This window comes from Micromonospora sp. NPDC005257, from assembly GCF_042872445.1.
Taxonomy (GTDB): domain Bacteria; phylum Actinomycetota; class Actinomycetes; order Mycobacteriales; family Micromonosporaceae; genus Micromonospora.
In genome coordinates this window covers 555,257-578,948 of record NZ_JBIAKL010000003.1, presented here as the reverse complement: position 1 = coordinate 578,948, position 23,692 = coordinate 555,257, and the positions used below count along the sequence as shown (strand labels likewise).

Below are 23,692 nucleotides of genomic sequence, written 5' to 3'. Positions count from 1 at the left end.
GGTCAGCGGCGGCGTGTGGTGCAGACCGGGCCGGTGCGGGCGACCGTGTCGGTGGACCAGACGAGCGCCACCGTGAAGCAGTAGTCGGTGGTGCGGTCGAGCCCGTAGGCGATGTAGTCGGCCGAGCCGGCGGGCAGTGTGGCGAACGTGCCCTGCGGCTGCCCGGCGCGGCCCCCGGCGACCACCACCGGCCCTTCGGCGCCGGCCGGGTACGTCCAGCTCAGCACGATGCTGTCGCGCCGGTCGGTGAGGGTGAACCTCCCGGGCGGCGTGCCGGGCGCGGCGGCGGCCGGTGTGGTCGGCGGGGGACCGGCGGAGGTCGGCTGCGGTGCGCTGGAGGCCGGTGGCGGTGTGCCGCGGCCGTCGTCCACCCGGGACACCCCGGCGATCACCGCGATGGTGCCGAGCAGCAGCGCCACCGCCACGCCGAGGACCACGAGCGGCAGCCAGGGCCGGGCGCGGCGCGGTGCGGCGGGCGGCCGGGGCACGTGTACCGGCAGGTAGCGCGACGGCGCCTCGGGCGGCGGCGGCACCCGGCGTACGCCGTCCGGCTCGTCGTCGGCGAGCCCGACCACGGCGGGCGGCAGCGGGTCCGCGCCGGGGCGCCACGGCTGCTCGGCCGGCCTGTCGGGCGGCCACGGATAGTCGTCGAACGCGTCGCCGTCCGCCTCCGGCGCGGCACGCGGCGTCGGCACGTGCGCGACCTCGGCGGCCCGTCCCGGCGGGTGGTAGAGCGGCGCCTCGACCGGGTCGTCGAGCGCCGGTGGCGAGTACGGCGGCAGGTCGTGCGGCCCCTCGGTGGCCGGTGGGACCCGGGCGGCGGGCACCACCGGCGCGGTCCGGGCGGGCGGCGGCTCGGGTGCCGGAGCGGGGCAGACGTGGTCCGGGTCGGCGGCGGCGCGGGCCAGCCCGGCCACCTGGGCGGCGAGTGGGTCGTCGGTGTCCAGGTGCAGGCGGCACAGCTCCTCGGCGAGCGTCAGGTGCTCGTGCGAGTCGGCGTACCGGCCGCAGTCGCGCTCCATCGCGCCGAGCTTGGCCAGCATCTTGATGCCGCTGGGATGGCCGTCGCCGTAGACCTCCCGGTGCAGCTCCCAGGCGTCCTGCAACCGGTCGCGGGCCACCTCGCACTGGCCGCGCGCGTACTCCACGGTGGCCAGGTCGGCGTGCGCGGCGAGCACCTGCTGCGACTCCGGGCCGTCGCGGGCGGTCAGCTCGATGATCACGTCGGAGTAGAGCCGGGCGGCCCGGGCGTCGCTGCCGACCCGGTGCAGCACCGCGGCGAGCGTCGCGGCCGCGGTGACGGTGCGCTCGTCGGAGCGGCCGAACAGCCGGGTGGACGCCGCGTACGCGAACGCGGCCCAGCCGCGCGCGGAGTGCGGCTCGCCGAGCGCGACGAGCACCCGGGCCTGGAGCCCGGCCGCCTCGGCCAGCTCGGGGGATGCGTTGCCGGGACGCGGATCGGCGTCGCTGAGCGCGTCGGCGAGCAGCCGTTGCGCGCCGTCGAGGTCGCCTTCGGACACCAGTTGGTGCGCCTGGACGGTCAGGTCAGCGAAGCCGGAGGACACGCCCCATCGTGCTCGTCCGGCGACGGTATGTACAAGACCCGGAGTGGATCAGTTTGGTCCCGAATCCGTCAGGTGGTCGGCGAGCGTCTCGCTGATCCGGCGGAGCTGGTCGACCTGGGCCGGGCTGAGCGCGTCGAACAGGTGCCGGCGTACCCCTTCGACGTGGCCGGGCGCGGCGGCGGCCAGGGTGGCGAAGCCCTCGCCGGTGAGCACGGCGACCTGCCCGCGCCGGTCGGTGGGGCAGTCCTCCCGGCGGATCCACCCGGACGCCTCCAGCCGGGCGGCGGCGTGTGACAGCCGGCTCCGCGACGAGCCGGTCAGCTCCGCCAGGTCGCTCATCCGCAGCCGCCGGCCCGGGGCCTCGGAGAGGCGGACCAGGATCTCGTAGTACGCGTGCGGCATGCCCGCGTCGCGTTGCAGCTCGCGGTCGAGCGTCTCCATCAACGCCCGGGACGCGGTCAGGTACGCCCGCCAGGTCCGCTGCTCGTCGGGGTCCAGCCACCGGGTCATGAGGCCCATCATACCGGATTTAGTTGAACGCTCAACAAAACCGGGGTACGGTCGGTGACATGGGCATCCACCGACTCAACCACGCCGTCCTCTACGTCAGTGACCTGGAACGCAGCGTCGCCTTCTACCGCGACGTGCTGGGCTTCCGCCGGGTCCCGATGACGCCCGAGGGCTTCCGCGGCGCCGCCTTCCTCCAGGCGCCCGACTCCACCAACGACCACGACCTCGGCCTGTTCGAGGTCGGCGCGGCCGCCGGGGCGTCCCAGGCCGGCCGGGCCACCGTCGGCCTCTACCACCTGGCCTGGGAGCTGGACACGCTCGACGAGCTGGCCGCGACCGCCGAGCGGCTGGCCGGCGCCGGTGCGCTGGTCGGCGCGTCCGACCACGGCACCACGAAGAGCCTCTACGGCCGCGACCCGGACGGGCTGGAGTTCGAGATCGTCTGGATCGTCCCGGCCGACCTGCTCGACGACGCCGCGCTCGCCGCGCGGACCCGGATCGGGCGGCTCGACCTCGACCGCGAGCGGCAGCGCTACGGTGGGCAGACCCGCGGCGGCGTGGGCATCTCCGTACCGGTCTGAGTGGGGTTCCCGGCCGGGCCCGCCGCGCGGTGCGGTAGAAACGGCACCATGTCCACCGACGCCGTCCTGCGCGAGCTGCTCGTCCGCCGGCTCGACCACTGGCTCCCCGCCGCACTGCACCGGGCGCGGCGGGCGACGCTCGCGCTCGCGTACGCCGAGGGCGACGCCACCGGCGCGGAGGAGGCGCTGCGGGTGGTGGCCGAGTTCGCCGACCGGCTGCGCGGGCGGCGCCTGACCGTGCTGGTGGTGGCCGACGACGGCACCGACCTGCCGGTACGCCTCGGCGCGGCCGAGGCCGCGCTGCCGCCCGACGTCGCCGTGCACCTGGTGCCCGGCGGCCCGGACCGGCTGCCGGTGGCGCTCAAGGCCGCCGGCGCGGCCGGTGCGCCGCTGCTCACCGTGGCCGACGGCGCCGGCCCGGACCCGGCCCTGCTGGCTGCCGCCGCGTCCGGGCGTCCGGCCGAGCTGCTGCTGGTGACCGCGCCCGGCCGGTCGCTGCGCCCGGCGCTCACCGACGCCGGGTTCCCGCTCGTCACCGAGGTCGAGCTGGTGCCGGACGGGGACGGCCCAGCCCGGCTGCTCGGCTACGGCACCGGCTCCGACCGAGGGCTGGAGACGGTCAAGGAGGCGCTCTGGGCGGTCGACGAGTACGCCGGCGTGCGCTACCGCGACCCGGCCGACCCGCAGGGCCGGCTGCTCGACATCTCACTCGACCCCGATCCCGGCCCGCTGCGCCGGGAACTGCTTGCCGAGCTGTCCCGCTCCGGCCCGCGTACGGTCACCGAGCTCCGCCGCTTCGCCACCACCTCGACCGTCTACCGGGCGGCCGACGCCAGCCGGGCGCTGGCCTCGCTGGTCGCCGCGGACGCGGTGACCCGCGACCCGGAGCACGGCCGGCTCGGCGGGGACGTGCTGATCAGCGCCGGCCCGAACGCCGGGTCATCTGCTTGACGACGACGGACGCCCCGGTGGCGACCACGCCGATGCTGAACGCCATCTGCGCGCACACCGCCACCCGGGCGATCTGGCCCTGGGCGTGCACGTCGCCGTAGCCGACCGTGGTGAGCGTCGCCAGCGCGAAGTAGAGCGCGTCGACCCGGGTCCGCAGGCCGGTGAACTCGCCGGGCCGGGTGTTCGCCACCACGTAGTCGCCGAGCGCGAAGACCAGCAGCCCGGCGATCAACGCGACCGCGAGCCGGGTCAGCGCCCGGTCCTCGTCCCGGCCGGTCGGCTGGTCCCGGACGAGCTGGCGGCGGACCTGACCGGTGACCAGGAACGCGACCACCGCCACCAGGGCCAGGGTGCCCGCCGAGCGCAGCACCAGCCGCAGGCCGTTCGGATCGGCCTCGACCGGCACCAGGAAGTAGCCGACGAGCATGAGCAGGCAGGCCGCCGCGGCCCGCCGTGGTACCCGCCGCAGGGACACGTCCGCCATGCCGCGATTCTCCGGTCACCGGTGCGTCCCGGTCGGCGGAACCGCGAACCCGGCCCCCAGGCGACGAGCGGGGGCGCCGGCTGTCAGCCGGCGCCCCCGCTCGTCGCCTGGGAAGGTCAGGCCTTGTCCTGCTTCCACGACAGCGGCCCCGGAAGGTCCACGCGGTGGGCGCGGGTGTTCGAGTTCCAGGACCAGCGGCCGATCTTGATGCTCCACGACGAGAAGCCGTTCTGGGTGAAGTGGAGGATCAACGGTCCGTACTTCTTGCGCTTGCGGAACTGGACGCCCATCGGGGTGCCTCCTTCGTCTCCCTGCCTCTGCAGCCGTCTCCCTGCCTTCGCGGCATCGAACATGCCCGGATCGACGATTCGCGAAACCCTGCCCGGTCCGCTCTGGACGGTGGAACTCGCGCCCGGCAGAATCTCTATCCATCGGGTAGGTGTTAAGGAGTCGTAAATGCTGGTGGAGGCGTGTCGTAACAAAGCCAGCGATGAAGGTCTCACTGAGTGGAAGGGCATTGACCGACATGGAGAGCGGTCGGCAGCATGAGGACATGTCGCAGCGGAACGAGCTCCTCCTCACCGCTCGCGTGCACGTCGACCTGGTCCGGCACGCGAGCGCGCTCTGTTGAGCCTGGCGCTCGTCGTTCCCTCTCCGCCCGTCCGTTCCCGCCGCCGGCGCACCGTTGCCCGGCGCGGTACGGCGTGCTCGCCCGCCCCACGCGGGCCCCCTCCACCGCACCGTGGACAGATCAGGAGACTCCGCCATGCCCTCGACCCGATCGCCGCGGCGTGCCCTCACCGCCGCCGTCGCCCTGCTCGCCCTCGCCACCGCCACCGCATGCGGCACCGACGCCGCCGGCGGCGCACAGACCAAGGAACTGCGCTACCAGGGTTCGGTCGGCCAGGTGATCCTCCCCGAACTCGCCGCCGACCTCGGCTACCTCGGCGACGTCAAGCTCAACTGGATCGGCAACGTCACCGGAGGTCCCGCCGACATCCAGGCCACCGCCACCGGCCAGAGCGACTTCGGTGGCGCGTTCAACGGCGCGATCGTCAAGCTCCAGGCCGCCAACGCCCCGATCACCGCCGTGGTCAGCTACTACGGCTCCGACGCGCAGACCTTCCAGGGCTACTACGTGCTCGACGGCAGCCCGATCCGCGGCCCGCGCGACCTGATCGGCAAGCGGGTCGGCATGAACACGCTCGGCGCGCACGCCGAGGCCGTCCTGCGTACCTGGCTGGCCCGCGGCGGCCTCACCGCCGCCGAGATCGGCACGGTCGAGCTGGTCGCGCTGCCGCCGGTGAACACCGAGCAGTCGCTGCGCGCCCGGCAGATCGACGTCGCCGTGCTCGGCGGCGTGATCCGCGACAAGGCGGTCGCCAACGGCGGCATCCGCACCGTCTTCACCGACTACGAACTCCTCGGGGCGTTCAGCGCCGGCAGCTACGTCTTGCGCGACGACTTCCTCGCCCGTAACCCGGACACCGTCCGGACGTTCGTCACCGGCGTGGGAAAGGCGATCGAGTGGGCGCGCACCCAACCGCGCGAGACGGTGGTGGCCCGCCTCAAGGCGATCATCACCGAGCGCGGGCGCAACGAGGACAGCACGCTCGTCGAGTACTGGAAGTCCAGCGGCGTCGCCGAACCCGGCGGCGTCATCACCGACCGGGAGTTCGCCACCTGGATCGACTGGCTGGCCGACTCCGGCGAACTCAAGGGCGAACGGCCGAAGCCGTCCGACCTCTACACCAACCGGTTCAACGCGGCCGCCGGCGGTGGCGCATGAGCACCGACAAGATCCTCTTCGACCGGGTGCGCAAGGTCTTCCCGGGGCGGCGTGGCGGCGGCGGCGCGGTCGCCGCGCTCGACGATCTCACCCTCGGGGTACGCCCCGGCGAGTTCCTCGTCGTCGTCGGCCCCAGCGGCTGCGGCAAGTCCACGCTGCTCGACCTGCTCGGCGGGCTGGCCACCCCGACCGCCGGGCAGGTGCTCGTCGACGGCCGCCCGGTCACCGGGCCGGGCCTGGACCGGGGCATCGTCTTCCAGCAGTACGCGCTGCTGCCCTGGCGCACCGCCGCCGGCAACGTCGCGTTCGGACTGGAGGCCAAGGGCATGCCCCGCGCAGAGCGCGCCGACCTGGTCGCGTACCACCTCGACCTGGTCGGGCTGACCGGCTTCGCCGACCGCTACCCGCACGAGCTGTCCGGCGGCATGAAGCAGCGCGTCGCCATCGCCCGCAGCCTCGCGTACGACCCGGACGTGCTGCTGATGGACGAGCCGTTCGCCGCGCTCGACGCCCAGACCCGCGACTCGCTCCAGGACGAGCTGGTGCGGATCTGGCAGGCCACCGCGAAGACCGTCGTGTTCATCACGCACGGCATCGACGAAGCCGTGCACCTCGGTCAGCGGGTCGCCGTGATGACCTCGCGGCCCGGCCGGATCAAGCAGGTCATCGACATCGAGCTGGGGGACCGGGAAGCCGAGGAGGACGTCCGGTCCACCGACGCGTTCCGCCACCACCGGCACCAGATCTGGACGCTGCTGCGCGACGAGGTACGCGCCGCGCAGTCCGCCGTACGCGAGGAGGCCCGCGTTGGTTGACGTCGCCGCACCGCCCGTCCGGCCGGTGGCCCCGCCCGCCCCGGCCGTCGCGTTCCGCCGGCCCGGACGCCTGCTCGTCCTCGGCGGCCGGGCGCTGCACCGCAGTGTCGCGCTGCTGGCGCTGGCGGCGATCTGGGAGACGGCGCCCCGCGCCGGCCTGGTCGACCGGGTCTTCCTGCCCCCGCTGTCCGAGGTGCTCGCCGCCTGGTGGGAACTGCTGCGCACCGGGCAGCTCGCCGACCACGTCGGCGCCAGCGGAACCCGCTCGCTGACCGGGCTGGCGCTCGCCGTGGTCACCGCCATCCCGCTCGGCCTGCTGATCGGCTGGTACCGGCCGCTCGCGGACCTGCTCAGCCCGCTGCTGGAGGTGTTCCGCAACACCGCCGCGCTGGCGCTGCTGCCGGTCTTCGTGCTCATCCTCGGACTCGGTGAGACGTCGAAGATCGCCCTGGTGGTCTACGCCTGCTCGTGGCCGATCCTGCTCAACACCATCGCCGCTGTGAAGGGCGTCGACCCGCTGCTGATCCGCTCGGCCCGTTCCATGGGGCTGAACCACCTGCGGCTGTTCCAAAAGGTGATCCTCCCGGCGTCCGTGCCGACCGTGTTCACCGGCGTCCGGCTGGCCGGGGCGTACTCGATCCTGGTGCTCGTCGCCGCCGAGATGGTCGGTGCGAAGGCCGGGCTCGGCTACCTCGTGAACTACGCGCAGTACAACTTCGCGATCCCCGACATGTACGCCGGGATCATCACCATCTCCGCCATCGGGCTGGTGGTCAACCAGCTCCTCGTCGCCGGGGAACGCCGCTTCTCCACCTGGCGCGTCGACGTCACCACCGCCTGAGAGGAACCGCCATGTCCCGGACCCTGCACCTCAACGCCTTCCTGATGGGTGTCGGCCACCACGAGGCGGCCTGGCGGCACCCCCGCGCCGACCCGAGCCGCCTGGCCGACGTACGCCACTTCCAGGAACTGGCCCGCATCGCCGAGCGGGGCACGCTCGACTCGGTGTTCCTCGCCGACGGGCTCGCCGTCGGCCCGGCCGTACGCCACAACATCCAGGCCGTCTTCGAACCGATCACGCTGCTCGCCGCGATCGCCACCGCGACCGAGCACATCGGCCTGATCGCCACCGCCTCCACCACGTACACCGAACCGTTCAACCTGGCCCGCGCGTTCGCCTCGCTGGATCATCTCAGCGGCGGCCGGGCCGGCTGGAACATCGTCACCTCGGCGCAGGGCCGGGAGGCCCGCAACTTCAACCTCGACGACCACCCGGCGCACGCCGACCGCTACCGGCGGGCCGCCGAGCACGTCGACGTGGCGATCAAGCTCTGGGACAGCTGGGAGGACGACGCGCTGGTCCTGGACACCACGGCGGGCGTCTTCGCCGACACCGGCCGGGTGCACGAGATCGCGCACACCGGCGAGCGGTTCCGGGTGACCGGGCCGCTGAACACGCCCCGCCCGCCGCAGGGCCGGCCGCTGCTGGTGCAGGCCGGCTCGTCCGCCGACGGGATCGCCTTCGCCGCCCGGTACGCCGAGGCGGTCTTCACCGCCCAGCAGACGCTCGCCGACGCCCAGGCGTTCTACGCCGCGCTGAAACGAGCCACCGCCGACGCCGGCCGTGATCCGGAACTGGTCAAGGTGCTGCCCGGTATCGCGCCGGTCATCGGGGGTACGGAGAAGGAGGCCCGCGACCTCGCCGACGAGTTGGAGGCCCTGATCGTGCCCGAGCACGCTCTCGCCCAGCTCTCCGGCATGACCGGGCTCGACCTGAGCGGGCTGCCACTGGACGGCCCGCTGCCGGACCTGCCCGACGCCGGCACCGTGCAGTCCCACCAGAGCCGCTACCAGCTCGTCGTCGAACTTGCCCGGCGGGAACGCCTCACCCTGCGGCAGCTCATCGGCCGTCTCGGCGGCGGACGCGGGCACCGCGTCGTGGTCGGCACACCGGAGCAGATCGCCGACCAGATCGAGCTCTGGTTCACCCAGGGCGCCGCCGACGGCTTCAACGTCATGCCACCCCTGCTACCCGACGGACTGGAGGACTTCGTGGACCACGTCGTACCACTGCTGCGCCGGCGCGGGCTGTTCCGGTCCGCGTACACCGGGCGCACCCTGCGCGAGCACTACGGCCTGCCCCGGCCGGCCAGCGTCTACGCGACCCGTGAGCTGGTGGCGTCGTGACCACCGTGGACCGGCCCGACGCCGGGACCGTCGAGCTGCGCCCGGTCGACGTCGACTCGTTCCGCGGTCTGCTGCGCCGCCAGGCGTCCACGGTCACCGTGGTCACCACGCCCGGCCTGCGCGGCAACCGGATGCGGCCGGACCTGCCGCCGGCCGGCTTCACCGCCACCTCGTTCACCTCGGTGTCGCTCGACCCGCCGCTGGTCTCGGTCTGCCTCGGCCGCGCGTCGTCGAGCTGGCCCACCGTCGAGCAGGCCGAGCACGTCGCCGTGCACCTGCTCGCCTCCGGGCAGCAGGAGATCGCGCGGATCTTCGCCACCAGCGGCATCGACCGGTTCAGCGCCCACCCGGGCTGGACCACCGGGCCGTTCGGCGTGCCGCTGATCGGCGACGCGCTCGCGGTGCTGCTGTGCCGGGTGGTGCGCCGGATCGACGCGGGCGACCACACCATCCTGCTCGGCGAACCGCTCGCGCTCGGCGCGGGGGAGGACGGCGACCCGCTGCTGCACCATTCCGGCCGCTACACCACCACGCTCGGCGACTGGCCCGAGGCGTGGTGACCGTCGCCGTCGACGAGCTGATCGCGCTCGACCGGGCCGCCCAGGACCTGCTGTTCCGGGCGGCCCGCACGGCAAACGCGTTCACCGACGAGCCGGTCGGCGACGAGCAGGTCCGCGCCATCCACGACCTCATCCGGTACGGCCCGACAGCGATGAACGCCCAGCCGCTGCGGGTGCTGCTGCTGCGCTCCGCGGCGGCCCGGGCGCGGCTGCTGCCGTACGTCAGCGCCGGCAACCGCGACAAGACGGCGGGCGCTCCGCTGACCGCCGTGCTCGCCGCCGACGTGGACTGGCACGACCGGCTGCCCGAACTGTTCCCGCACCGGCCCGGCGCCCGCGACTGGTTCACCGGCGACCCGGCCGGCCGGGAGGCGCAGGCCCGGTTCAACGCCGCGCTCCAGATCGGCTACCTGGTGGTCGGCGTACGCGCCGCCGGGCTGGCCGCCGGACCGATGGCCGGCTTCGACGCGGCCGGCGTGGAACGGGAGTTCTTCCCCGGCGGGCGGCACCGGGTGCTGCTGCTGATGAACATCGGCCGCCCGGCGCCGGACGCCTGGCGGGAACGGCTGCCGCGCCTGCCCTACGAGGAGGTGGTCGGCACGCTGTGAGTCAGCGTGGCTCCCACGCGTCCGGCTGGGCGGTCAGCTTGCGCACGTGCGCCGGCAACCGGCCGCTGACCAGCTCGTCCAGGCTCACCTCGTCGACCACCCGGCGCACCGAGGCACGCACCGCCACCCAGAGGCGGGGCAGGTTCTCCGCCGCCCCCTCGTACCGGGTCTCCTCGGGGCGCAGCCCGCGTACCCCGGCCAGCGGACCGTCGACGGCGCGCAACACGTGCCCGATGGTGATCTCACGCGGCGGCCGGGCCAGCGTGTAGCCGCCCTCGGCGCCGCGCTGGGCCCGGACGACCCCGGCCCGGCGCAGGTCGGCCAGGACCGCCTCGAGGAACTTGCGCGGCATGTCCTGCTCCGCCGCGATGGCCTGGGTGGACAGCAGGGTGGGGTACGCGGTGGCCAGGCTCAGGGCTGCCCGGACCGCGTAGTCACCGCGCGCGGAGATCTGCACAGTGCCATCATGCCTGGCCGCCCGGCACGGGGGAGTCGGCGGGCGGCCGGGGTCGCACCAGCCGGACGGGCAGCGGGCGTTCGCGCTCGGCCCGGAACGTCCCCGGGCTCACCCCCACCTCCCGGGTGAAGAAGCGGCCGAAGTTCGTCGGCTCCGGAAAACCCAGCTCCCGGCCGATCGCGGCGATCGACTCGTCGGTGGCGGCGAGCAGCCGGCGTGCCTGCAACGCGACCCGCTCGTCGATCACCTGCTTGGCGCTGCGGCCGGTCACCGCCAGACAGGCCCGGGTCAGGGTACGCACCGAACAGCCGAGATCGGCGGCGTAGTCCTCGACCCGGCGGGTGTGCCGGTAGCGGCGTTCCACCTTCCGGCACAGCCGCCGGAACGTCTCCGTCTCGGCCCGGGGCGTCGCGCCGTGGCCCGGATGGGGCAGCAGGCTCAGCCGCAGCAGCAGGACGGCGAGCTGGTGGCGCAGCAGCGCCGCGGCGGCCGGCACCAGCGCGTGCCGGTCGGCGTCCACGGCGAGCTGGCTCACCTCGCTGATCACCGCGTCCTCGTCCTCACCGGCGAGCTGGCGGTGGGCGGGCACCGCGTCCGGATCGACGTCGAGGCCGCGCAGCGCGTCCGGCCGCCAGCCCACCACTGTCGCGTCGAGCTGAGCACCGACGCACCGCAGCGCCTGCCCGGGATGCGCGCGCAGGAGCGTGCCCGGACGGCAGGGAACCGGCCGGAAGTCCAGCTCGGCGGAGCCGTGGCCGTGGGTGACCAGGACCAGCAGATCACGATCGAGCAGGACCGGGCGGGGCCAGCCGGGCTCGGCGGCGAGGTCGCCGAGCACACCGGTGACGATCTCGTCGGTGCCGGAGCGGAGCCGCGGCGGGCCGGTGCGGGTGGCCGGGGAGGGCTGACCGGTAGTGACCATCATCCCGACGGTAACCGGAGCGCCCGCACGTTGCATCTCGACGGTTTCGCCCACTCGGGCCGCTCTTGTCGGCACCGGAGCCCGGCGGTTAGGTTACCGATCGGTAAAACCCGGGCCGGGCGTCCTTGCGCACCGGCCACGCGGCCCCGGCCGACCGGCCCGCGGCCCGGCGACGGCGATGGGACGAACATGACGGATCTGTTCTCGGTCGACGGCAAGACGGTCCTGGTGACCGGCGGCTCACGCGGGATCGGGCTGATGATCGCCCGGGGCTTCGTACAGGCCGGCGCCAAGGTGATCATCTCGTCGCGCAAGGCGGACGTGTGCGAATCGGTCGCCAAGGAACTCTCCGCCGAGGGCCACTGCGAGGCGATCCCCGCCGACCTGGGCAGCGACGCGGGCGCGCTGGCGCTCGCCGAGGCCGTGCGGGAGCGCCACGACCGGCTGCACGTGCTGGTGAACAACGCGGGTGCCACCTGGGGCGCGCCGCTGGAGGAGTACCCGGAGGGCGCCTTCGACAAGCTCTGGGCGGTCAACGTCAAGGCCGTCTTCCGGCTCACCACCGCGCTGCTGCCGCAACTGCGCGCCGCGGCGGGCGCCGACGACCCGGCCCGCGTGATCAACATCGGGTCGATCGACGGCATCCGGGTCCCGTGGATGGAGGTGTACGCGTACTCGGCCACCAAGGCGGCCGTGCACATGCTCACCCGTGGCCTCGCCCACCAGCTCGCCGGCGAGCAGATCACCGTCAACGCGATCGCGCCCGGACCGTTCGAGAGCAAGATGATGGCGTTCGCGCTGGACGACCCCGAGTCGCGCGCCGCCATCGAGCAGCAGGTGCCGCTGGGCCGCATCGGCCGGCCCGAGGACATGGCGGGCACCGCGATCTACCTGGCGTCGCGGGCCGGCGCGTACCTGACCGGAGCGGTCATCCCGGTCGACGGCGGGATCACCACGCGCGGCTGAGGCGTACCCCGGTTGCAGACGGCCCGGGGCCGCGCGGACTCGGCAGATCCGCGCGGCCCCGGGTATCGCCGTGTCAGCGACCGGCCAGCAGCCGGTTCACCGCGGTGTCGACGTCCAGGTGCTCGGCCTCGCGGCCACGCGGGACGACGACGTAGGTCCGGCGCAGGAAACGCACCAGCACGCTGCGCGGAACCTCGAACAGGGCGTTGCCGTCCGGCGACGACAGCGCCAGCGCGACGAAGTCGCCGCGCGGGGTGGCCCACGGCCAGACCCGCACATCACCGATGCCGGCCGGCTCGTCGAGCCCGGTGACCAGCAGTTCGCGTGCGAACGACCAGCTCACCGCCTCGCCGCCGGCGGACTCGGCGTGGAACAGGACATGGACCGCATACGGGTCAGCAGGGTCGTAACGCAGACTGGCACGCACCGGCAAGGCGGTGGCGTCAGGCGCGACGAGCCTTAGCGACGTCTCGACCTCTACGGTCGTCGGTCGAATGACACTCATGGACGTTCTCCCCCCGGCACCGCTGCGGAACGCGCGTGTCCCGCTTTTCCCATACTCAGGTGCTGCTCCTGGCTACGCTCCGCCATACGCTGACTTCACCCAGTGGTGGGAAGGGGTTCCGAAAGCCCTCGGGACCACGCGGCCCCGAGTAGACTTTCCGGTTCCGCCCACTCCGTCGTCCCGCCCGGCAACGGGTGGTTCAGTCGTCGACTTACTCCGGTAACGTCCAGTCGTCAGCAGGGGTGACGGTCCCGGGCGACACTGGGGGTGGAAATGGTCACGAGGGCCTCCTCGGTGACGTCGCGGACCACGGCCGAACCGCCGAAAGGTGCGGCCCGAGCAGCCGAAAGTCGGGGGTACGAGGTGCCGGTGGAAGGGCGGTCGCAAGCCACTCTCACGGAGCAGCCGCGGCGGCGACGGGGCTGGCGGGGACGCCTGCACACCACGCTCGACCTCATCCGCGCCAACCCCACCGGCCGCGTCGCCCTGAAGATCTTCATCGGCATCCTCGGTGCCATCGTCGTCACCGTCGGCATCGCGCTGATCCCGCTGCCCGGGCCAGGCTGGCTGCTGGTCATCGCCGGCCTCGGCGTCTGGGCGGTCGAGTTCCACTGGGCGCGACGGCTGCTCGCCTTCACCCGCCGGCACGTCAACTCCTGGACGCGCTGGGTGACCAGGCGGTCGCTGCCGGTGCGGTTCGTGCTCGGGGCGATCGGGCTCGCGTTCGTGTCGGTGGTGGTGTGGCTGTCGCTCAAGTACAGCTTCGGCATCGACGTGGTGGCGGAGGCGCTGCACTACCTCGCGACGCACTGAGGCCCGGTTTTTGGTCCGGGCGGGTGATCGGGTAGAGTCATGCGCGCTGAGGGCGATTAGCTCAGCGGGAGAGCGCTTCGTTCACACCGAAGAGGTCACTGGTTCGATCCCAGTATCGCCCACCACGGATATATGCAGGTAGGAAGCCCGTCACCGGTTCGGCCGGTAACGGGCTTTCGCGCAGTTGCCCCTTAAATCGGGAGCAGATTGGGAGCATGGCGCTCCCGCCCTTGGTCGGCTGGCATTCCCTATGGCCCCGGGCGGGCGTTCACCGGCGTGCCCTGGCTCGGATCCGTCGGTTGGCACTCCACTTGCGACCGGCTTGATCGCATCTCCCGCGCCCGCAGCAGCTGGAGTTCTAACAACTGGCCTGCTCGACCTTTGAGTTCGACGGCCAAGCCAGCGTTGACGCCCAGAGACGCTTGTTTCGACGGCCGTGCTAGGGGTTGTGTCGGGCGTCTCGCTACCTTGTGCCGTCCAGAATCGGGGCGCTGTCTAGACGATCTTGACGGAAACCTTTCCCGATGACGCCTGCCGGTCGATCTCGATCCGCCGTGCAGGTGAGCATCTCGCAGGTCAGGGCGGCGACGTGCGCGGCCTTCCGAAGGATAGCGGTGAGGGCGTCACGGTCGACATCACGGAGAGCTGCTCGGTTCGCTGCGCTGAGCAGGTCCCGCTCGCTGAGCGCGGCCAGCAGTCCGGCCGTGAACGCGTCAACGGCCCCGACGGTGTCCACGACCTGCCCTGGTCGGGCGTCCACGTGCGCCTCACCACGTGACCGCCCAGGCCCCGCCGTCGCCCAAGGTGACGACCACGAGGGTGGCACCCAGACCCAGCCACTCCCGCCCCACCGAGGCATGCGCGCGTTCCGGGGGTGCAACCAGGCCAGGTCATCCAGGCTGACCTTCACGACGTCGCTCATCGCCGCCAGATCCTCGGCGCGGCGCCGGACAGTGCTTCGCTCACCCATCAGGGAGGGCCGGCAGTTCGGGTCGTAGCTGATCATCATGGTGGCCCGGCGGGCGCGCGGCCCCGCACAGCAGAGCGGCGGCGAGCCGGTGAGGTTGGCTCGCCGCCATCGACCGCCTAGTACGGCAGCCGCCGTTTGGGATCATGGCTGGAGTTCGAGGTTGAGGCGTCGGGTGTGATGGGCTCTGCGGGCGCGGAGTTGGTGCTGGCGCCGCCATCCTGACCAGTGCAATCGATGGGTCAGGTGGCGGACCGGTTCGATGATGATGGTGTTGATCAGGCGTCGGACCTCGTTGACTGTTAGCTCGATCATGGCGTGTCGGGACGGGTCGTCGTCGCGGTCGTGGCTGTCTGCGGCGCAGATCGTCAGGACGGCGAGAGCGGCCAGCGCGAGGGTGGTGAAGCGGTGCCAGGAGTTCCAGTGCCGGACTTGGTGCCGGTCGAGACCGACCTGACTTTTCGCTGCTTGGAAGCCTTCTTCGACGGTCCAGCGGATCCCTGCGACGCGCACGAGCGTGGCGAGGCTGACTGGTTGCGGACTCCAGCAGCGGTAGAAGGCCAGCTCACCGGTGGTGTAGTTCTTGCGGATCAGCAGGCTGTGCCTGCCGTGGTCGCCCGGGTCGGTGTCGGTAGTGACCTCGTCGAGCCAGGCCCAGTCGTAGAGGCGAGGGCCTTTCGATCCGGTGCCGGCTGAGCGGCGTTGCCAGGCCGTGGCGGGCAGCCCGGCGGCGATCTGGTCGGCGCGGCAGCGGGCTTTGCCGCCGTCGAGCGGAACCAGGTGATCGCACGAGACGGCCAGGACGTAGCCCAGGTTGAGATCGCGTAACCGGGATCGGAAGCTGCCGCTGTTGCCGTAGGACTCGTCCGCTGCGACCCACCGGGCGGGAACCGCGGCGTGAAGCGCTGCGGTGATCATGTCCGCAGCCAAATCCCAGCGCTTCGCGAACCCGACGTCGTCAGGCACGCCCGAGGCCCTCATCCGATCGGGGTCATCGGTCCATGACACCGGTAGGTAGAGGCGGCGGTCGATCAGGGTGTGCCCGTGCCGGCCAGCGTAGGTCATGAACACCGCGACCTGGGCGTTCTCGATCCGACCTGCCGTTCCGGTGTACTGACGCTGCACCCCCGACCGTGTGGATGCCCTTCTTCAGGTCACCAGTCTCGTCCGGGACCAGCACCGCGTCCGGATCACCGAGCCGTCCGGCGACCAGGGCCCGCAAATCATCACGAACAGCATCGGCGTCCCACACCGCCCGATACAGCAACCGCTGCATCGCGTCCGGCCGGGCATGCCCAGCCTGCTCAGCAAGCTGCCAGCATGTCTTGATCTCCAGCTCGGCCAGCAGCCCGGTCACGAACCCGGCCGCAGCCCGACGCGGTTCCACCCGACCGAACCGGCCCGCGAAACAGCCGAGCACCCCGTCGAGAACACCCCGCCATCCGGCAACGTCTACGCTGTGACCCGCGGCCACCGCAAGATCCGACTGTTTGTCCACAACACACAGACGATCACGCGGTGGCCGCTCTGCATCCACCGGCCTGAACCAAGATCCCGATCGGCGGCTGCCGTACTAGCCGCGCATCGTCCGGGATTGGCCACACGTGGCGGTCGACGACCGTGCGGAACGCTTCTGCCGCCTCGGTCTCGACGTCGCCGAGCAGCTCCTCCACCCGGTCGCTGCGGCTGCCGTCCTCCTCCTCAACGAGGTAGAAGTCTTTGGCCACCGTAGCGTCCGTGACAGAAACAGAGTGGCGGACGTCGCCGGGGAGCACGATGCGCCTGAGTAGCCCTCGCTGGTCAGCGAATCGTTGAAGGTAGAACCGCGGCACGATGTGATGCCGGCGCCGCAACTTGTCCTTGCCTGCCACGCCTTCAAGGCTACGGCAGCTGGCCAGCGGATTTGGAGCGCCGAGGTGGGGGTGCTGCCGTGCGATATGCACGGAAGCGGCGGGCTACGCAGTGGGCCTTTACCGCCGATGCTGGCTGCGGGTCGGTCGGGACGCGATCCCTACCGTGCTGATAAGCCGACGGTGCATTTGAGATCCTGGTGTGCTCCGAAGCGCTCGACCTCGACGCTCTCGTCGACCTGGAGAACCAAGCCGTAGAGGCGTTCGATGCCCTGCGCGACGACGCGGCCTTGGACGCCGACGGCCTAGATTAAGAGCGGGGAGAGCTGGTTCAAGCAGCCCGCCAGCGGCGGCTGGTGGTATCGCCCTGACGACGATCACGTACGGTACTGGCTGAGCCATTCGCTACCCGTCGTGGTGATTCTGTACCACCCAGCGGAGAAGGTCTGCTACTGGCAGCTCGTCACCAACTCGACGTTGCAGCCCGCGGGCACCAGCGGCTGGAAGCTGCTCGTACCCGAGTCGCAGATCATCAACGCGGACGCCGCTGCGGTCTGGCGGGCAGCCGCCGACGGCGACCCGTACGAGCTTCGGCGACGCGAACTGCGCCTGGCCCGGCCCTGGATGCAGATGCTCACCGACGGCCTGCGACTGGTCGTCGACTTCGAGGAGTGGATCAACAAGACCTTCGGCCGAGGCTCCATCGCCATCGGTATCGAGGTTCTTCGAAGTTTGGAGGGGTTGAGGTGTTTGCGGTGGCGTGGGGTGGTGGCGAGCCGGTGGAGTTCGGTTTCTGATCGAGAACGGTCTACCCGATGTCGACGGTGGAGCGCGGTCGCGGGGCTGAGTACTGCCGTAGGGCGGAGCGTAGGCCCACGTAGGCGACCGCGCCGGAGGCGAGGTAGAGCGCGGCCTGCACGTTGAGGACGAGCACGACGCTGAGGGCGTCGCCGAGCAGGCCGGCGGCCGCCATGCCTAGTCCTTGTGATGCGTTGTAGATGGCGTAGTAGCCGCCGAAGGCTCGGCCGAGGTCGGTGTCGGGCACGCTTTGTTGGATTTGCGCGAAGGCTCCGCTGTTGTAGGCGATGCCGGGTGCGCCGACCAGGATGAACAGCAGGATGTACCACTCGGGCTGGCGGATGACCGCCGGTCCGTTCCAGATGACCAGGCTGATCAGGGCGAACGTGGTGGCGCCGAGGCTCATCAGCAGCCGGGGACTGAGCCGCGCGCCCAGTATGCCGACAATGAGCCCGCCCGCCACGCCGCCGATCGCCTGCACGCCCCGCAGCACGCCGGTGAGTGTGCCGTCGGCGTGCAGCGCGCGGCTGACGAAGACCACGAAGAGCACCACGAACAGGCCCTGCGCGATGCCGCCCAGCGCGACGCTCAGGAACGTCACGCGCACGCTGCGGTTGCGCAGCATCGCCGCGAGGCCGGACCGCCAGGCGGTGAAGAACGACGACGTACGTTCCGGCGCCTCCGGCTGGGTGGCGTCGTGGTGCGCGGCCCGGCGGGCGACTGCGATCAGCGCCGCCGCGACCACGAAGGCCGCGGCGGCGCCGATCGCCAGGTAACGGGTGCCTTCGCGGGTGATCGCGAACCCGCCGAGCGAGCTGCCGATGAGCCGTCCCACGCTCATGTTGAGCGCCACCATGCTGTTGGCGCGCACCAGGTGCGCGGCCTCGACGATGCCCGGCAACGCGGCGTTGCGGGCGGAGTCGAACGTCTGGGTCAGCACTGCCTGGGCCCCGGCGACCAGCGAGATGATCCACAGATGGTGTTCAGGTTGACCCAGCAGGGGGATCACCGCCACCGCCTGCAGCACGGCGACGCAGCTCATGAGCCGGAATCTGTCGAAGCGGTCGGCCAAGGCGCCGGCGAACGTTCCCAGCGTGATGCCGCACAGCAGCTCGACGAGGAAGACCGCGGAGGTGATGAACGCCGAGCCGGTCACCCCGAACACGTAGATCGGCAGCCCGGTGAGCAGCAGCCAACTCGCCACGCTCGAGGAAAGCCCGGCAACCAGGAGCAGCACGAATTCACGGTGACGCAGCAGCGTGAACATCTCAGATGAACTCAGGAGTGGGGTATGCCTGCAGACTGAGACTGACCGGCCGTGCTTCCTCGGGGGGCGCGTTGCGTATCGGACGCAGGTAGGGCCGGATGACGGCGTCGAGGGTCAGCGTGAGGTGCCGCAGCTCCTCGGGGGTGACCGAGAGCGTGTAGTTGTGGAAGGTCGCGCTCTCCCGCCACTCGTCGGTCAGCTTGTGCTGCTGGTGCTGGTAGCGGTGCAGCGCCCGGAAGACTTCCTCAAGCTCGAGCGCGGTCAGCGCCTCGTTGACCTGCTGCCCGTCGACATCACCGGGCTCGGGCAGGAATTCGAACCCGACGGAGGCGGCCTGCCAGGGCCGATCACGCCGGTTGGCCCCCTCGGCGGGAACCCGCTCGATAAGGCCGTGACGGCCGAGTTGATGCAGGTGGTAGCTGCAGTTCGACCCGGTGTCGCCGAGAGCCTCGGCGCACTGCGCGGCGGTTCTCGGGCCGGCGGCCAGCAGGTAGCGCAACAGCCGCAGGCGCAGCGGATGCGCGAGCGCGCGCAGCATGGTCGCGTCCTGCACCCGCACCCGGCGTTCCGGCTCCTGCTGCTCCATCGGCACCCCTCAACGAAAGACTTCTTTCGTTTATACGCCTTCACACTCAGCAATCGCAAGGAGTGTTTCGTATAGGTCTCGTCTCGTCGGAATCTCCGAGAACGGAGCAGGGTCCGCTATGAGTCGACCCAGATGGCGAGACCTGCAGCTCGTTAGTGATCATCTGAGCGTCGAGTTCGGATAGTCACATGTGAAGAGCTGCGAGCATGGTCAACGACGCAACCCAGCTGTTGGGTCTGGACAGCCTGGTGGTGGAACGGGTCGAGCTGAACGCCGAGGGCGTCCCGGTGGTGAGCCTGTCCACTGGTTGTGAGCAGGCACGATGCTGCCCGCAGTGCGGGCAGCGAGCAGTGCGGGTGAAGCAGTGGGCCACGACCCGGCCGCGGGACCTGCCGGTCGCCGGTCGACCAGTGCGGCTGCGCTGGCGCAAACGACGCTGGTACTGTCCGACGCCGGCCTGTCCGCGTCAGTCGTTCACCGAGCAGGTCGCCCAGGTCCCGGCCCATTCACGGCTGACCACACGACTGCGGCAGACGGCCGGGGCGGCGGTCGCCGACGGCGGACGCACCATCGTGCAGTCCGCCCGCGACCACGGCATCTCCTGGCCGATCGTCGCGGCCGCGTTCACCACCCACGCGAACAGCGTGCTGCCGGACGAGCCGGAACCGGTCGCGGTGCTCGGCATCGACGAGGTCCGGCGAGGAAAGCCGCACTGGATCTGGGACGCCGAAGCCGGCTCCTGGACGGTCACGGCGGATCGCTGGCACGTCGGGTTCTGCGATCTGTCCGGCGGACAGGGGCTGCTCGCCCAGGTCGAAGGACGCACCACCGCCGCGGTCACCGGCTGGCTCGCCGCCCGCCGACCGGCCTGGCGCGAGCAGATCCAAGCGGTGGCGATCGACATGTGCACCGTGTTCAGGGCCGCGATCCGGCAGGTGCTGCCGCACGCGCTGCTGGTCGTCGACCATTTCCACGTCGTGCAGTTGGCCAACCGGGCCGTCACCGAGGTCCGCCGCCGGGTCACACTCACCCAGCGCGGGCGTCGCGGCCGCGGCACCGACCCGGAATGGCGGATGCGTAACCGGCTGACCCGCTCGGCAGCGCGAATGCCCGGCAAGCACGTCGACCGCCTCGTCGACACCCTTGATGCCCTCCCCACCGCGATCGGTGCTCCGATCCTCGCCGCGTGGAACGCCAAGGAAGACCTGCTCGACCTGCTCGCGACCGCCCGCACCCACCCCGACCGGGAACACGTCCACCGACTGCTGCACCGCTTCTACACCCGCTGCGCCGCCACCGACCTGCCCGAACTCCACCGGCTCGCCACCACCATCGAGACCTGGTGGCCGCAGATCCACGCATTCCTGCACACCGGGATCACCAACGCCGGCTCGGAAGGAACCAACCGAGTCATCAAAACCGTCGCCCGCGACGCCTACGGCTTCCGCAACCCCGAAAACCAACGCCTACGCACCCGCACCGCCACCACCCGCCGCCACCGCGGACACCTCAACCCCGCTTAACCTCGAAGAGCCGGGTCTCTGTGGATTTAAGGGTGGGGTCTGTGGATTTAAGGGTGTTTCCGGCCTGACCTGCCGGGCGTTGTGCCTGGTGAGGAGGGTGCCGTGATGACCGCGACACTGAACGACCAGACCGGACGGAAGAAGCGGGCGGAGCCGTCGGCGGAGGCCAAGGCCGCCGCTGAGTTGGTCCGAGCCGCGAAGGAGCAGGGCCTGTCGTTGACGGGCCCGGACGGGCTGCTGAGGCAGTTGACCAAGACGGTCCTGGAGACCGCGTTGAACGAGGAGATGACCGAGCACCTCGGCTACGAAAAACACGACCAGGCCGGCGCCGGGTCGGGCAACATCCGCAACGGCACCCGGGCGAAGACGGTGCTGACCGACAGCACCGGGCCGGTGCAGATCGACGTGCCGCGAGACCGGGCCGGCACCTTCGAGCCTCAGATCGTCCGTAAGCGGCAGCGCCGTCTGTCGGGGGTCGACGAGGTCGTGTTGTCGCTGTATGCCAAAGGGTTGACGACCGGGGAGATCTGCGCGCACTTCGCGGAGATCTACGGGGCGTCGGTGTCGAAGGAGACGATCTCGCGGATCACCGACAAGGTCATCGAGGAGATGACCGACTGGGCGCACCGACCGTTGGACGAGATTTACGCGGCGGTGTTCATCGACGCCATCGTGGTCAAGGTGCGTGACGGGCAGGTCGCCAACCGGCCGTTCTACGCCGCGATCGGGGTCACCCTCGACGGCGAGAAGGACATTCTCGGCCTATGGGCCGGCTCGGGTGGTGAGGGCGCGAAGTTCTGGATGAGCGTGCTGACCGACCTGCGCAACCGGGGCGTGAAGGACGTGTTCTTCTGCGTCTGCGACGGCCTCAAGGGGCTGCCGGAGGTCGTGACGAACGTGTGGCCGCAGACGGTGGTGCAGACCTGCGTGATCCACCTGATCCGCAACACGTTCCGCCTCACCTCCCGCAAGTACTGGGACGAGATCAAGCGGGACATCAAGCCGATCTACACCGCTGTCAACGCCGACGCCGCCCGGGCTGCCTTCGATGACCTCACGGAGAAGTGGGGCGACCGGTATCCAGCGGTGATCCGGTTGTGGGACAACGCGTGGGCGGAGTTCATCCCGTTCCTCGACTACGACCTGGAGATCCGCACGGTCATCTGCTCCACCAACGCGATCGAGTCGTTGAACGCCCGCTACCGGCGGGCCGTGAAGGCCCGCGGCCACTTCCCCAACGAGCTGGCCGCGTTGAAGTGTCTGTACCTGGTGACCCGGTCTCTGGACCCCACCGGGGACGGCAGGACCCGATGGACGATGCGCTGGAAACCCGCGTTGAACGCCTTCGCCATCACCTTCAGCGACCGCTTCCCAGCCGCTGAAACCTACTAACCAAGATCGCCGGAAACACCGTTAGCGAAACAGCCCCCGCTCTGCTGCTGCGTGACGTGATGCTGTGTCGGCTGGCGCAGATGCTCTCCGCTGGTTCCAGGAGGGAGTTGGCCAGTCATTCCGGCGAACGTGTCCGGAGCCACGCGATGCTGGCTGGCTCCAGGGCTTGAAATCCTACTTCCTCGATAGGAAAATCGGCCCATGCTGCTTGTTCGGCTGTTCACCTCCCGCCGGGTCGTCGACCTGATGCGGGTCGCCGCGCAGCTCTGTCGCGTGGCGTTCCTTCCGGCCTGAGCGGCAGGGTCGCCATTGTGGGCCACCTGTCGGGAGCCTAGCGAGGACCTTAGGAGGTTGCATGCGTGCGATCGTCGCCGCTCCGGACGCCATCGGCGGGTTCCGGGTGATCGATGTTCCGGAGCCCGAATCCGGGCCGGGGCAGGTGCTGGTCGAGGTGCGGCACGCCGCCGTCAACGCCGGCGAGATCCGTCACCTCGATCTCTGGCCGGCCGGACGGGTGCTCGGGCACGATGCCGCCGGAGAGGTGCTGCGTGCTGCCGAGAGTGGCCCTGGTCCCCGTGTGGGAGACCGGGTGCTCGCCTTCGGGCCGGGCGCGTGGGCCCAACGCGCGGTGTTCGACCTGGACAGCGTCGCGGTGGTGCCCCCCGAGGTCGACCTGTCCGAGGTTGCCGCGCTGCCGATGGTCGGCCTCACCGCGCTGCGGATGCTGCGTGAGTCCGGTCCGCTGCCCGGGCGTCGCGTACTGATCACCGGGGCGTCCGGGGGAGTGGGCCGGGTTGCCGTCCAGCTGGCTCGGCACGGGGGTGCGTACGTGATCGCCGCGGTCGGGTCGGCGTCCCGGGGCGACGGGCTGGCGGCGCTGGGGGCCGACGAGGTGGTGGTTGGCCTGAAGGGTGTCGGCGACCCGGTTGACGTGGTGCTGGACACCGTGGGGGGCGCCCAGCTGGTGGCCGCGTGGGGCCTGCTCGCGCCGGGCGGGGTGGTGCACAGCATCGGCTGGGCCTCCGGTGAACCGGCCGTCTTTCCGGTGAACTCGACCTTCGTCCCGGGCGCATCCCGGACGCTACGGTCCTTCGGCGACACCACCGCCCCGGCCGCCGATCTGGCGTTGCTGGTGGACCTCGTGGCTCAGGGGGTGCTGCGGGCGCCGATCGGCTGGCGCGGCTCGTGGCGTCGCCTCGGGGTCGCTATCGAGGCGCTGCGGGAACGACGGGTGCCGGGCAAGGTCCTGCTCGATCTGGACTGACTGTGAGGCGCAGCGGTGAGTGTCCGGCGGATCGGTCCCGGCCCGGAGCGGGTCCAGGTCGACCCGCCGACCTTGCGGTCGACCAGCACCGCGCCCGGCTCGGGCCGTTCGCGTACCCCCACCCGCTGAACCGCCCGAAGCAGCGGTCATCAGCCCAGGTGCTCAGAGCGGGCCGGCCGGCCCTGAATCGAGTTGATCCTCCTCGGCATGCCAAGTCAGGGGGTCACTTCAAGTCGATTCGCCTTCTGCCGTTGCAGTACCAGCCCGGACCGCTCGTAGGGTGCCCGCGCGACGCGAGCACCCTCCGAGGGCTGGCGGTGCCGGATTCCCGG

The 23,692-nt window shown here is 71.3% G+C and carries 26 protein-coding genes, 1 tRNA gene and 1 pseudogene; 16 read left to right on the top strand and 12 right to left on the bottom strand.

Translation table 11 applies throughout. The features are described 5' to 3' along the window. Positions 1–2: 2 nt before the first annotated feature. On the bottom strand, positions 3–1,565 hold the full coding sequence (locus ACFYO8_RS09520) for a tetratricopeptide repeat protein (RefSeq protein ID WP_354874654.1): 1,563 nt from the start codon (positions 1,563–1,565) through the stop codon (positions 3–5). A 48-nt stretch (positions 1,566–1,613) separates the two neighbouring features. Next, complete coding sequence (locus ACFYO8_RS09515; protein ID WP_354874652.1) at positions 1,614–2,084, bottom strand: MarR family transcriptional regulator; 471 nt, start codon at positions 2,082–2,084, stop codon at positions 1,614–1,616. A 50-nt stretch (positions 2,085–2,134) separates the two neighbouring features. On the opposite strand from ACFYO8_RS09515, the gene ACFYO8_RS09510 reads away from it, so the two are divergent. Next, on the top strand, positions 2,135–2,656 hold the full coding sequence (locus ACFYO8_RS09510; protein ID WP_354874650.1) for a VOC family protein: 522 nt from the start codon (positions 2,135–2,137) through the stop codon (positions 2,654–2,656). A 48-nt stretch (positions 2,657–2,704) separates the two neighbouring features. Beyond that, positions 2,705–3,607 (top strand): hypothetical protein, encoded by a 903-nt coding sequence (locus tag ACFYO8_RS09505; RefSeq protein WP_354874648.1) that lies wholly within the window; start codon positions 2,705–2,707, stop codon positions 3,605–3,607. Here ACFYO8_RS09505 and ACFYO8_RS09500 read toward each other — a convergent pair. Both ACFYO8_RS09500 and ACFYO8_RS09495 read right to left on the bottom strand, forming a co-directional pair. Then, positions 3,573–4,091 (bottom strand): potassium channel family protein, encoded by a 519-nt coding sequence (locus ACFYO8_RS09500; RefSeq protein WP_357711606.1) that lies wholly within the window; start codon positions 4,089–4,091, stop codon positions 3,573–3,575. The genes ACFYO8_RS09505 and ACFYO8_RS09500 overlap by 35 nt on opposite strands. Positions 4,092–4,207: 116 nt before the next feature. Then, positions 4,208–4,381: a DUF4236 domain-containing protein gene (locus ACFYO8_RS09495; RefSeq protein WP_064498970.1), complete on the bottom strand. Its 174-nt coding sequence runs from the start codon at positions 4,379–4,381 to the stop codon at positions 4,208–4,210. A gap of 200 nt (positions 4,382–4,581) precedes the next feature. Here ACFYO8_RS09495 and ACFYO8_RS09490 point away from each other — a divergent pair, with 200 nt between their 5' ends. The 7 genes from ACFYO8_RS09490 to ACFYO8_RS09460 all read left to right on the top strand — a co-directional run bounded on the left by ACFYO8_RS09490 (position 4,582) and on the right by ACFYO8_RS09460 (position 10,050). Next, positions 4,582–4,722 (top strand): putative leader peptide, encoded by a 141-nt coding sequence (locus ACFYO8_RS09490; protein ID WP_354874767.1) that lies wholly within the window; start codon positions 4,582–4,584, stop codon positions 4,720–4,722. A 135-nt stretch (positions 4,723–4,857) separates the two neighbouring features. Then, a complete protein-coding gene (locus ACFYO8_RS09485; RefSeq protein ID WP_354874766.1) occupies positions 4,858–5,880 on the top strand; it encodes an ABC transporter substrate-binding protein in 1,023 nt (340 codons plus the stop codon). Continuing rightward, positions 5,877–6,695, top strand: a complete 819-nt coding sequence (locus ACFYO8_RS09480; RefSeq protein ID WP_355097164.1) for an ABC transporter ATP-binding protein — start codon at positions 5,877–5,879, stop codon at positions 6,693–6,695. The genes ACFYO8_RS09485 and ACFYO8_RS09480 overlap by 4 nt, the downstream gene beginning before the upstream one ends. After that, positions 6,688–7,536, top strand: coding sequence for an ABC transporter permease (locus ACFYO8_RS09475; RefSeq protein WP_357711929.1), 849 nt, complete (start codon positions 6,688–6,690; stop codon positions 7,534–7,536). Before ACFYO8_RS09480 ends, ACFYO8_RS09475 begins: the two co-directional genes overlap by 8 nt. 11 nt (positions 7,537–7,547) lie before the next feature. Further along, positions 7,548–8,882 carry an LLM class flavin-dependent oxidoreductase gene (locus tag ACFYO8_RS09470; RefSeq protein WP_355094864.1) on the top strand — a complete coding sequence of 445 codons (1,335 nt, stop codon included), beginning with the start codon at positions 7,548–7,550 and terminating at the stop codon, positions 8,880–8,882. Then, positions 8,879–9,442, top strand: coding sequence for a flavin reductase family protein (locus ACFYO8_RS09465; RefSeq protein ID WP_354874758.1), 564 nt, complete (start codon positions 8,879–8,881; stop codon positions 9,440–9,442). The genes ACFYO8_RS09470 and ACFYO8_RS09465 overlap by 4 nt, the downstream gene beginning before the upstream one ends. Then, positions 9,439–10,050 carry a malonic semialdehyde reductase gene (locus ACFYO8_RS09460; protein WP_354874756.1) on the top strand — a complete coding sequence of 204 codons (612 nt, stop codon included), beginning with the start codon at positions 9,439–9,441 and terminating at the stop codon, positions 10,048–10,050. Before ACFYO8_RS09465 ends, ACFYO8_RS09460 begins: the two co-directional genes overlap by 4 nt. Position 10,051: 1 nt before the next feature. Here ACFYO8_RS09460 and ACFYO8_RS09455 read toward each other — a convergent pair whose 3' ends face one another. Then, a complete protein-coding gene (locus ACFYO8_RS09455) occupies positions 10,052–10,507 on the bottom strand; it encodes an Rrf2 family transcriptional regulator (protein ID WP_013284925.1) in 456 nt (151 codons plus the stop codon). A gap of 7 nt (positions 10,508–10,514) precedes the next feature. Beyond that, complete coding sequence (locus tag ACFYO8_RS09450) at positions 10,515–11,432, bottom strand: AraC family transcriptional regulator (RefSeq protein WP_354874753.1); 918 nt, start codon at positions 11,430–11,432, stop codon at positions 10,515–10,517. A 186-nt stretch (positions 11,433–11,618) separates the two neighbouring features. On the opposite strand from ACFYO8_RS09450, the gene ACFYO8_RS09445 reads away from it, so the two are divergent. Then, positions 11,619–12,395, top strand: a complete 777-nt coding sequence (locus ACFYO8_RS09445; protein ID WP_354874751.1) for a glucose 1-dehydrogenase — start codon at positions 11,619–11,621, stop codon at positions 12,393–12,395. Between the two features lie 73 nt (positions 12,396–12,468). Here the strand turns inward: ACFYO8_RS09445 and ACFYO8_RS09440 are convergent, their stop codons facing one another. Beyond that, positions 12,469–12,900 (bottom strand): SsgA family sporulation/cell division regulator, encoded by a 432-nt coding sequence (locus ACFYO8_RS09440; protein ID WP_007457244.1) that lies wholly within the window; start codon positions 12,898–12,900, stop codon positions 12,469–12,471. 273 nt (positions 12,901–13,173) lie between these two features. On the opposite strand from ACFYO8_RS09440, the gene ACFYO8_RS09435 reads away from it, so the two are divergent. Together ACFYO8_RS09435 and ACFYO8_RS09430 are read left to right on the top strand one after the other, a co-directional pair. Further along, positions 13,174–13,713: a TIGR02611 family protein gene (locus ACFYO8_RS09435; RefSeq protein ID WP_355094862.1), complete on the top strand. Its 540-nt coding sequence runs from the start codon at positions 13,174–13,176 to the stop codon at positions 13,711–13,713. 50 nt (positions 13,714–13,763) lie between these two features. Further along, positions 13,764–13,838, top strand: a tRNA-Val gene (locus ACFYO8_RS09430). Between the two features lie 338 nt (positions 13,839–14,176). Here ACFYO8_RS09430 and ACFYO8_RS09425 read toward each other — a convergent pair. From ACFYO8_RS09425 to ACFYO8_RS09415, 3 genes and pseudogenes are all read right to left on the bottom strand, one after another. Further along, the gene (locus tag ACFYO8_RS09425; protein WP_387256925.1) at positions 14,177–14,572 is read right to left on the bottom strand and encodes a PfkB family carbohydrate kinase; all 396 of its coding nucleotides are present in this window, start codon (positions 14,570–14,572) and stop codon (positions 14,177–14,179) included. A 252-nt stretch (positions 14,573–14,824) separates the two neighbouring features. Continuing rightward, a pseudogene (locus ACFYO8_RS09420) lies at positions 14,825–16,100 on the bottom strand (IS701 family transposase). A 91-nt stretch (positions 16,101–16,191) separates the two neighbouring features. Further along, entirely contained in the window at positions 16,192–16,551 is a 360-nt protein-coding gene (locus tag ACFYO8_RS09415; RefSeq protein ID WP_354874997.1) for a DUF4238 domain-containing protein, read from the bottom strand. A 288-nt stretch (positions 16,552–16,839) separates the two neighbouring features. Between ACFYO8_RS09415 and ACFYO8_RS09410 the strand changes: the two genes are divergently transcribed. Next, complete coding sequence (locus ACFYO8_RS09410) at positions 16,840–17,454, top strand: DUF4365 domain-containing protein (RefSeq protein ID WP_354875005.1); 615 nt, start codon at positions 16,840–16,842, stop codon at positions 17,452–17,454. Here the strand turns inward: ACFYO8_RS09410 and ACFYO8_RS09405 are convergent. Continuing rightward, a complete protein-coding gene (locus tag ACFYO8_RS09405) occupies positions 17,339–18,595 on the bottom strand; it encodes an MFS transporter (RefSeq protein ID WP_354874999.1) in 1,257 nt (418 codons plus the stop codon). The two genes, ACFYO8_RS09410 and ACFYO8_RS09405, sit on opposite strands and share 116 nt — an antisense overlap. Before the next feature lies 1 nt (position 18,596). Continuing rightward, positions 18,597–19,181 carry a winged helix-turn-helix domain-containing protein gene (locus ACFYO8_RS09400; protein ID WP_354875001.1) on the bottom strand — a complete coding sequence of 195 codons (585 nt, stop codon included), beginning with the start codon at positions 19,179–19,181 and terminating at the stop codon, positions 18,597–18,599. 206 nt (positions 19,182–19,387) lie between these two features. Between ACFYO8_RS09400 and ACFYO8_RS09395 the strand changes: the two genes are divergently transcribed. From ACFYO8_RS09395 to ACFYO8_RS09385, 3 genes are all read left to right on the top strand, one after another. Next, the gene (locus ACFYO8_RS09395) at positions 19,388–20,704 is read left to right on the top strand and encodes an ISL3 family transposase (RefSeq protein WP_354875003.1); all 1,317 of its coding nucleotides are present in this window, start codon (positions 19,388–19,390) and stop codon (positions 20,702–20,704) included. Between the two features lie 105 nt (positions 20,705–20,809). Next, positions 20,810–22,096, top strand: coding sequence for an IS256 family transposase (locus ACFYO8_RS09390; RefSeq protein WP_387256916.1), 1,287 nt, complete (start codon positions 20,810–20,812; stop codon positions 22,094–22,096). Positions 22,097–22,451: 355 nt separating this feature from the next. Further along, the gene (locus ACFYO8_RS09385) at positions 22,452–23,360 is read left to right on the top strand and encodes a zinc-binding dehydrogenase (protein ID WP_354875056.1); all 909 of its coding nucleotides are present in this window, start codon (positions 22,452–22,454) and stop codon (positions 23,358–23,360) included. Positions 23,361–23,692 lie beyond the last annotated feature (332 nt).

Coding starts and splice junctions, on each gene's coding strand:
- ACFYO8_RS09515 (WP_354874652.1), bottom strand. CDS start 2,084: ATGGGCCTCATGACCCGGTGGCTGGACCCCGACGAGCAGCGGACCTGG.
- ACFYO8_RS09510 (WP_354874650.1), top strand. CDS start 2,135: ATGGGCATCCACCGACTCAACCACGCCGTCCTCTACGTCAGTGACCTG.
- ACFYO8_RS09505 (WP_354874648.1), top strand. CDS start 2,705: ATGTCCACCGACGCCGTCCTGCGCGAGCTGCTCGTCCGCCGGCTCGAC.
- ACFYO8_RS09500 (WP_357711606.1), bottom strand. CDS start 4,091: ATGGCGGACGTGTCCCTGCGGCGGGTACCACGGCGGGCCGCGGCGGCC.
- ACFYO8_RS09495 (WP_064498970.1), bottom strand. CDS start 4,381: ATGGGCGTCCAGTTCCGCAAGCGCAAGAAGTACGGACCGTTGATCCTC.
- ACFYO8_RS09490 (WP_354874767.1), top strand. CDS start 4,582: ATGAAGGTCTCACTGAGTGGAAGGGCATTGACCGACATGGAGAGCGGT.
- ACFYO8_RS09485 (WP_354874766.1), top strand. CDS start 4,858: ATGCCCTCGACCCGATCGCCGCGGCGTGCCCTCACCGCCGCCGTCGCC.
- ACFYO8_RS09480 (WP_355097164.1), top strand. CDS start 5,877: ATGAGCACCGACAAGATCCTCTTCGACCGGGTGCGCAAGGTCTTCCCG.
- ACFYO8_RS09470 (WP_355094864.1), top strand. CDS start 7,548: ATGTCCCGGACCCTGCACCTCAACGCCTTCCTGATGGGTGTCGGCCAC.
- ACFYO8_RS09450 (WP_354874753.1), bottom strand. CDS start 11,432: ATGATGGTCACTACCGGTCAGCCCTCCCCGGCCACCCGCACCGGCCCG.
- ACFYO8_RS09445 (WP_354874751.1), top strand. CDS start 11,619: ATGACGGATCTGTTCTCGGTCGACGGCAAGACGGTCCTGGTGACCGGC.
- ACFYO8_RS09440 (WP_007457244.1), bottom strand. CDS start 12,900: ATGAGTGTCATTCGACCGACGACCGTAGAGGTCGAGACGTCGCTAAGG.
- ACFYO8_RS09435 (WP_355094862.1), top strand. CDS start 13,174: ATGGTCACGAGGGCCTCCTCGGTGACGTCGCGGACCACGGCCGAACCG.
- ACFYO8_RS09425 (WP_387256925.1), bottom strand. CDS start 14,572: ATGCCTCGGTGGGGCGGGAGTGGCTGGGTCTGGGTGCCACCCTCGTGG.
- ACFYO8_RS09405 (WP_354874999.1), bottom strand. CDS start 18,595: ATGTTCACGCTGCTGCGTCACCGTGAATTCGTGCTGCTCCTGGTTGCC.
- ACFYO8_RS09400 (WP_354875001.1), bottom strand. CDS start 19,181: ATGGAGCAGCAGGAGCCGGAACGCCGGGTGCGGGTGCAGGACGCGACC.
- ACFYO8_RS09395 (WP_354875003.1), top strand. CDS start 19,388: ATGGTCAACGACGCAACCCAGCTGTTGGGTCTGGACAGCCTGGTGGTG.
- ACFYO8_RS09390 (WP_387256916.1), top strand. CDS start 20,810: ATGACCGCGACACTGAACGACCAGACCGGACGGAAGAAGCGGGCGGAG.
- ACFYO8_RS09385 (WP_354875056.1), top strand. CDS start 22,452: ATGCGTGCGATCGTCGCCGCTCCGGACGCCATCGGCGGGTTCCGGGTG.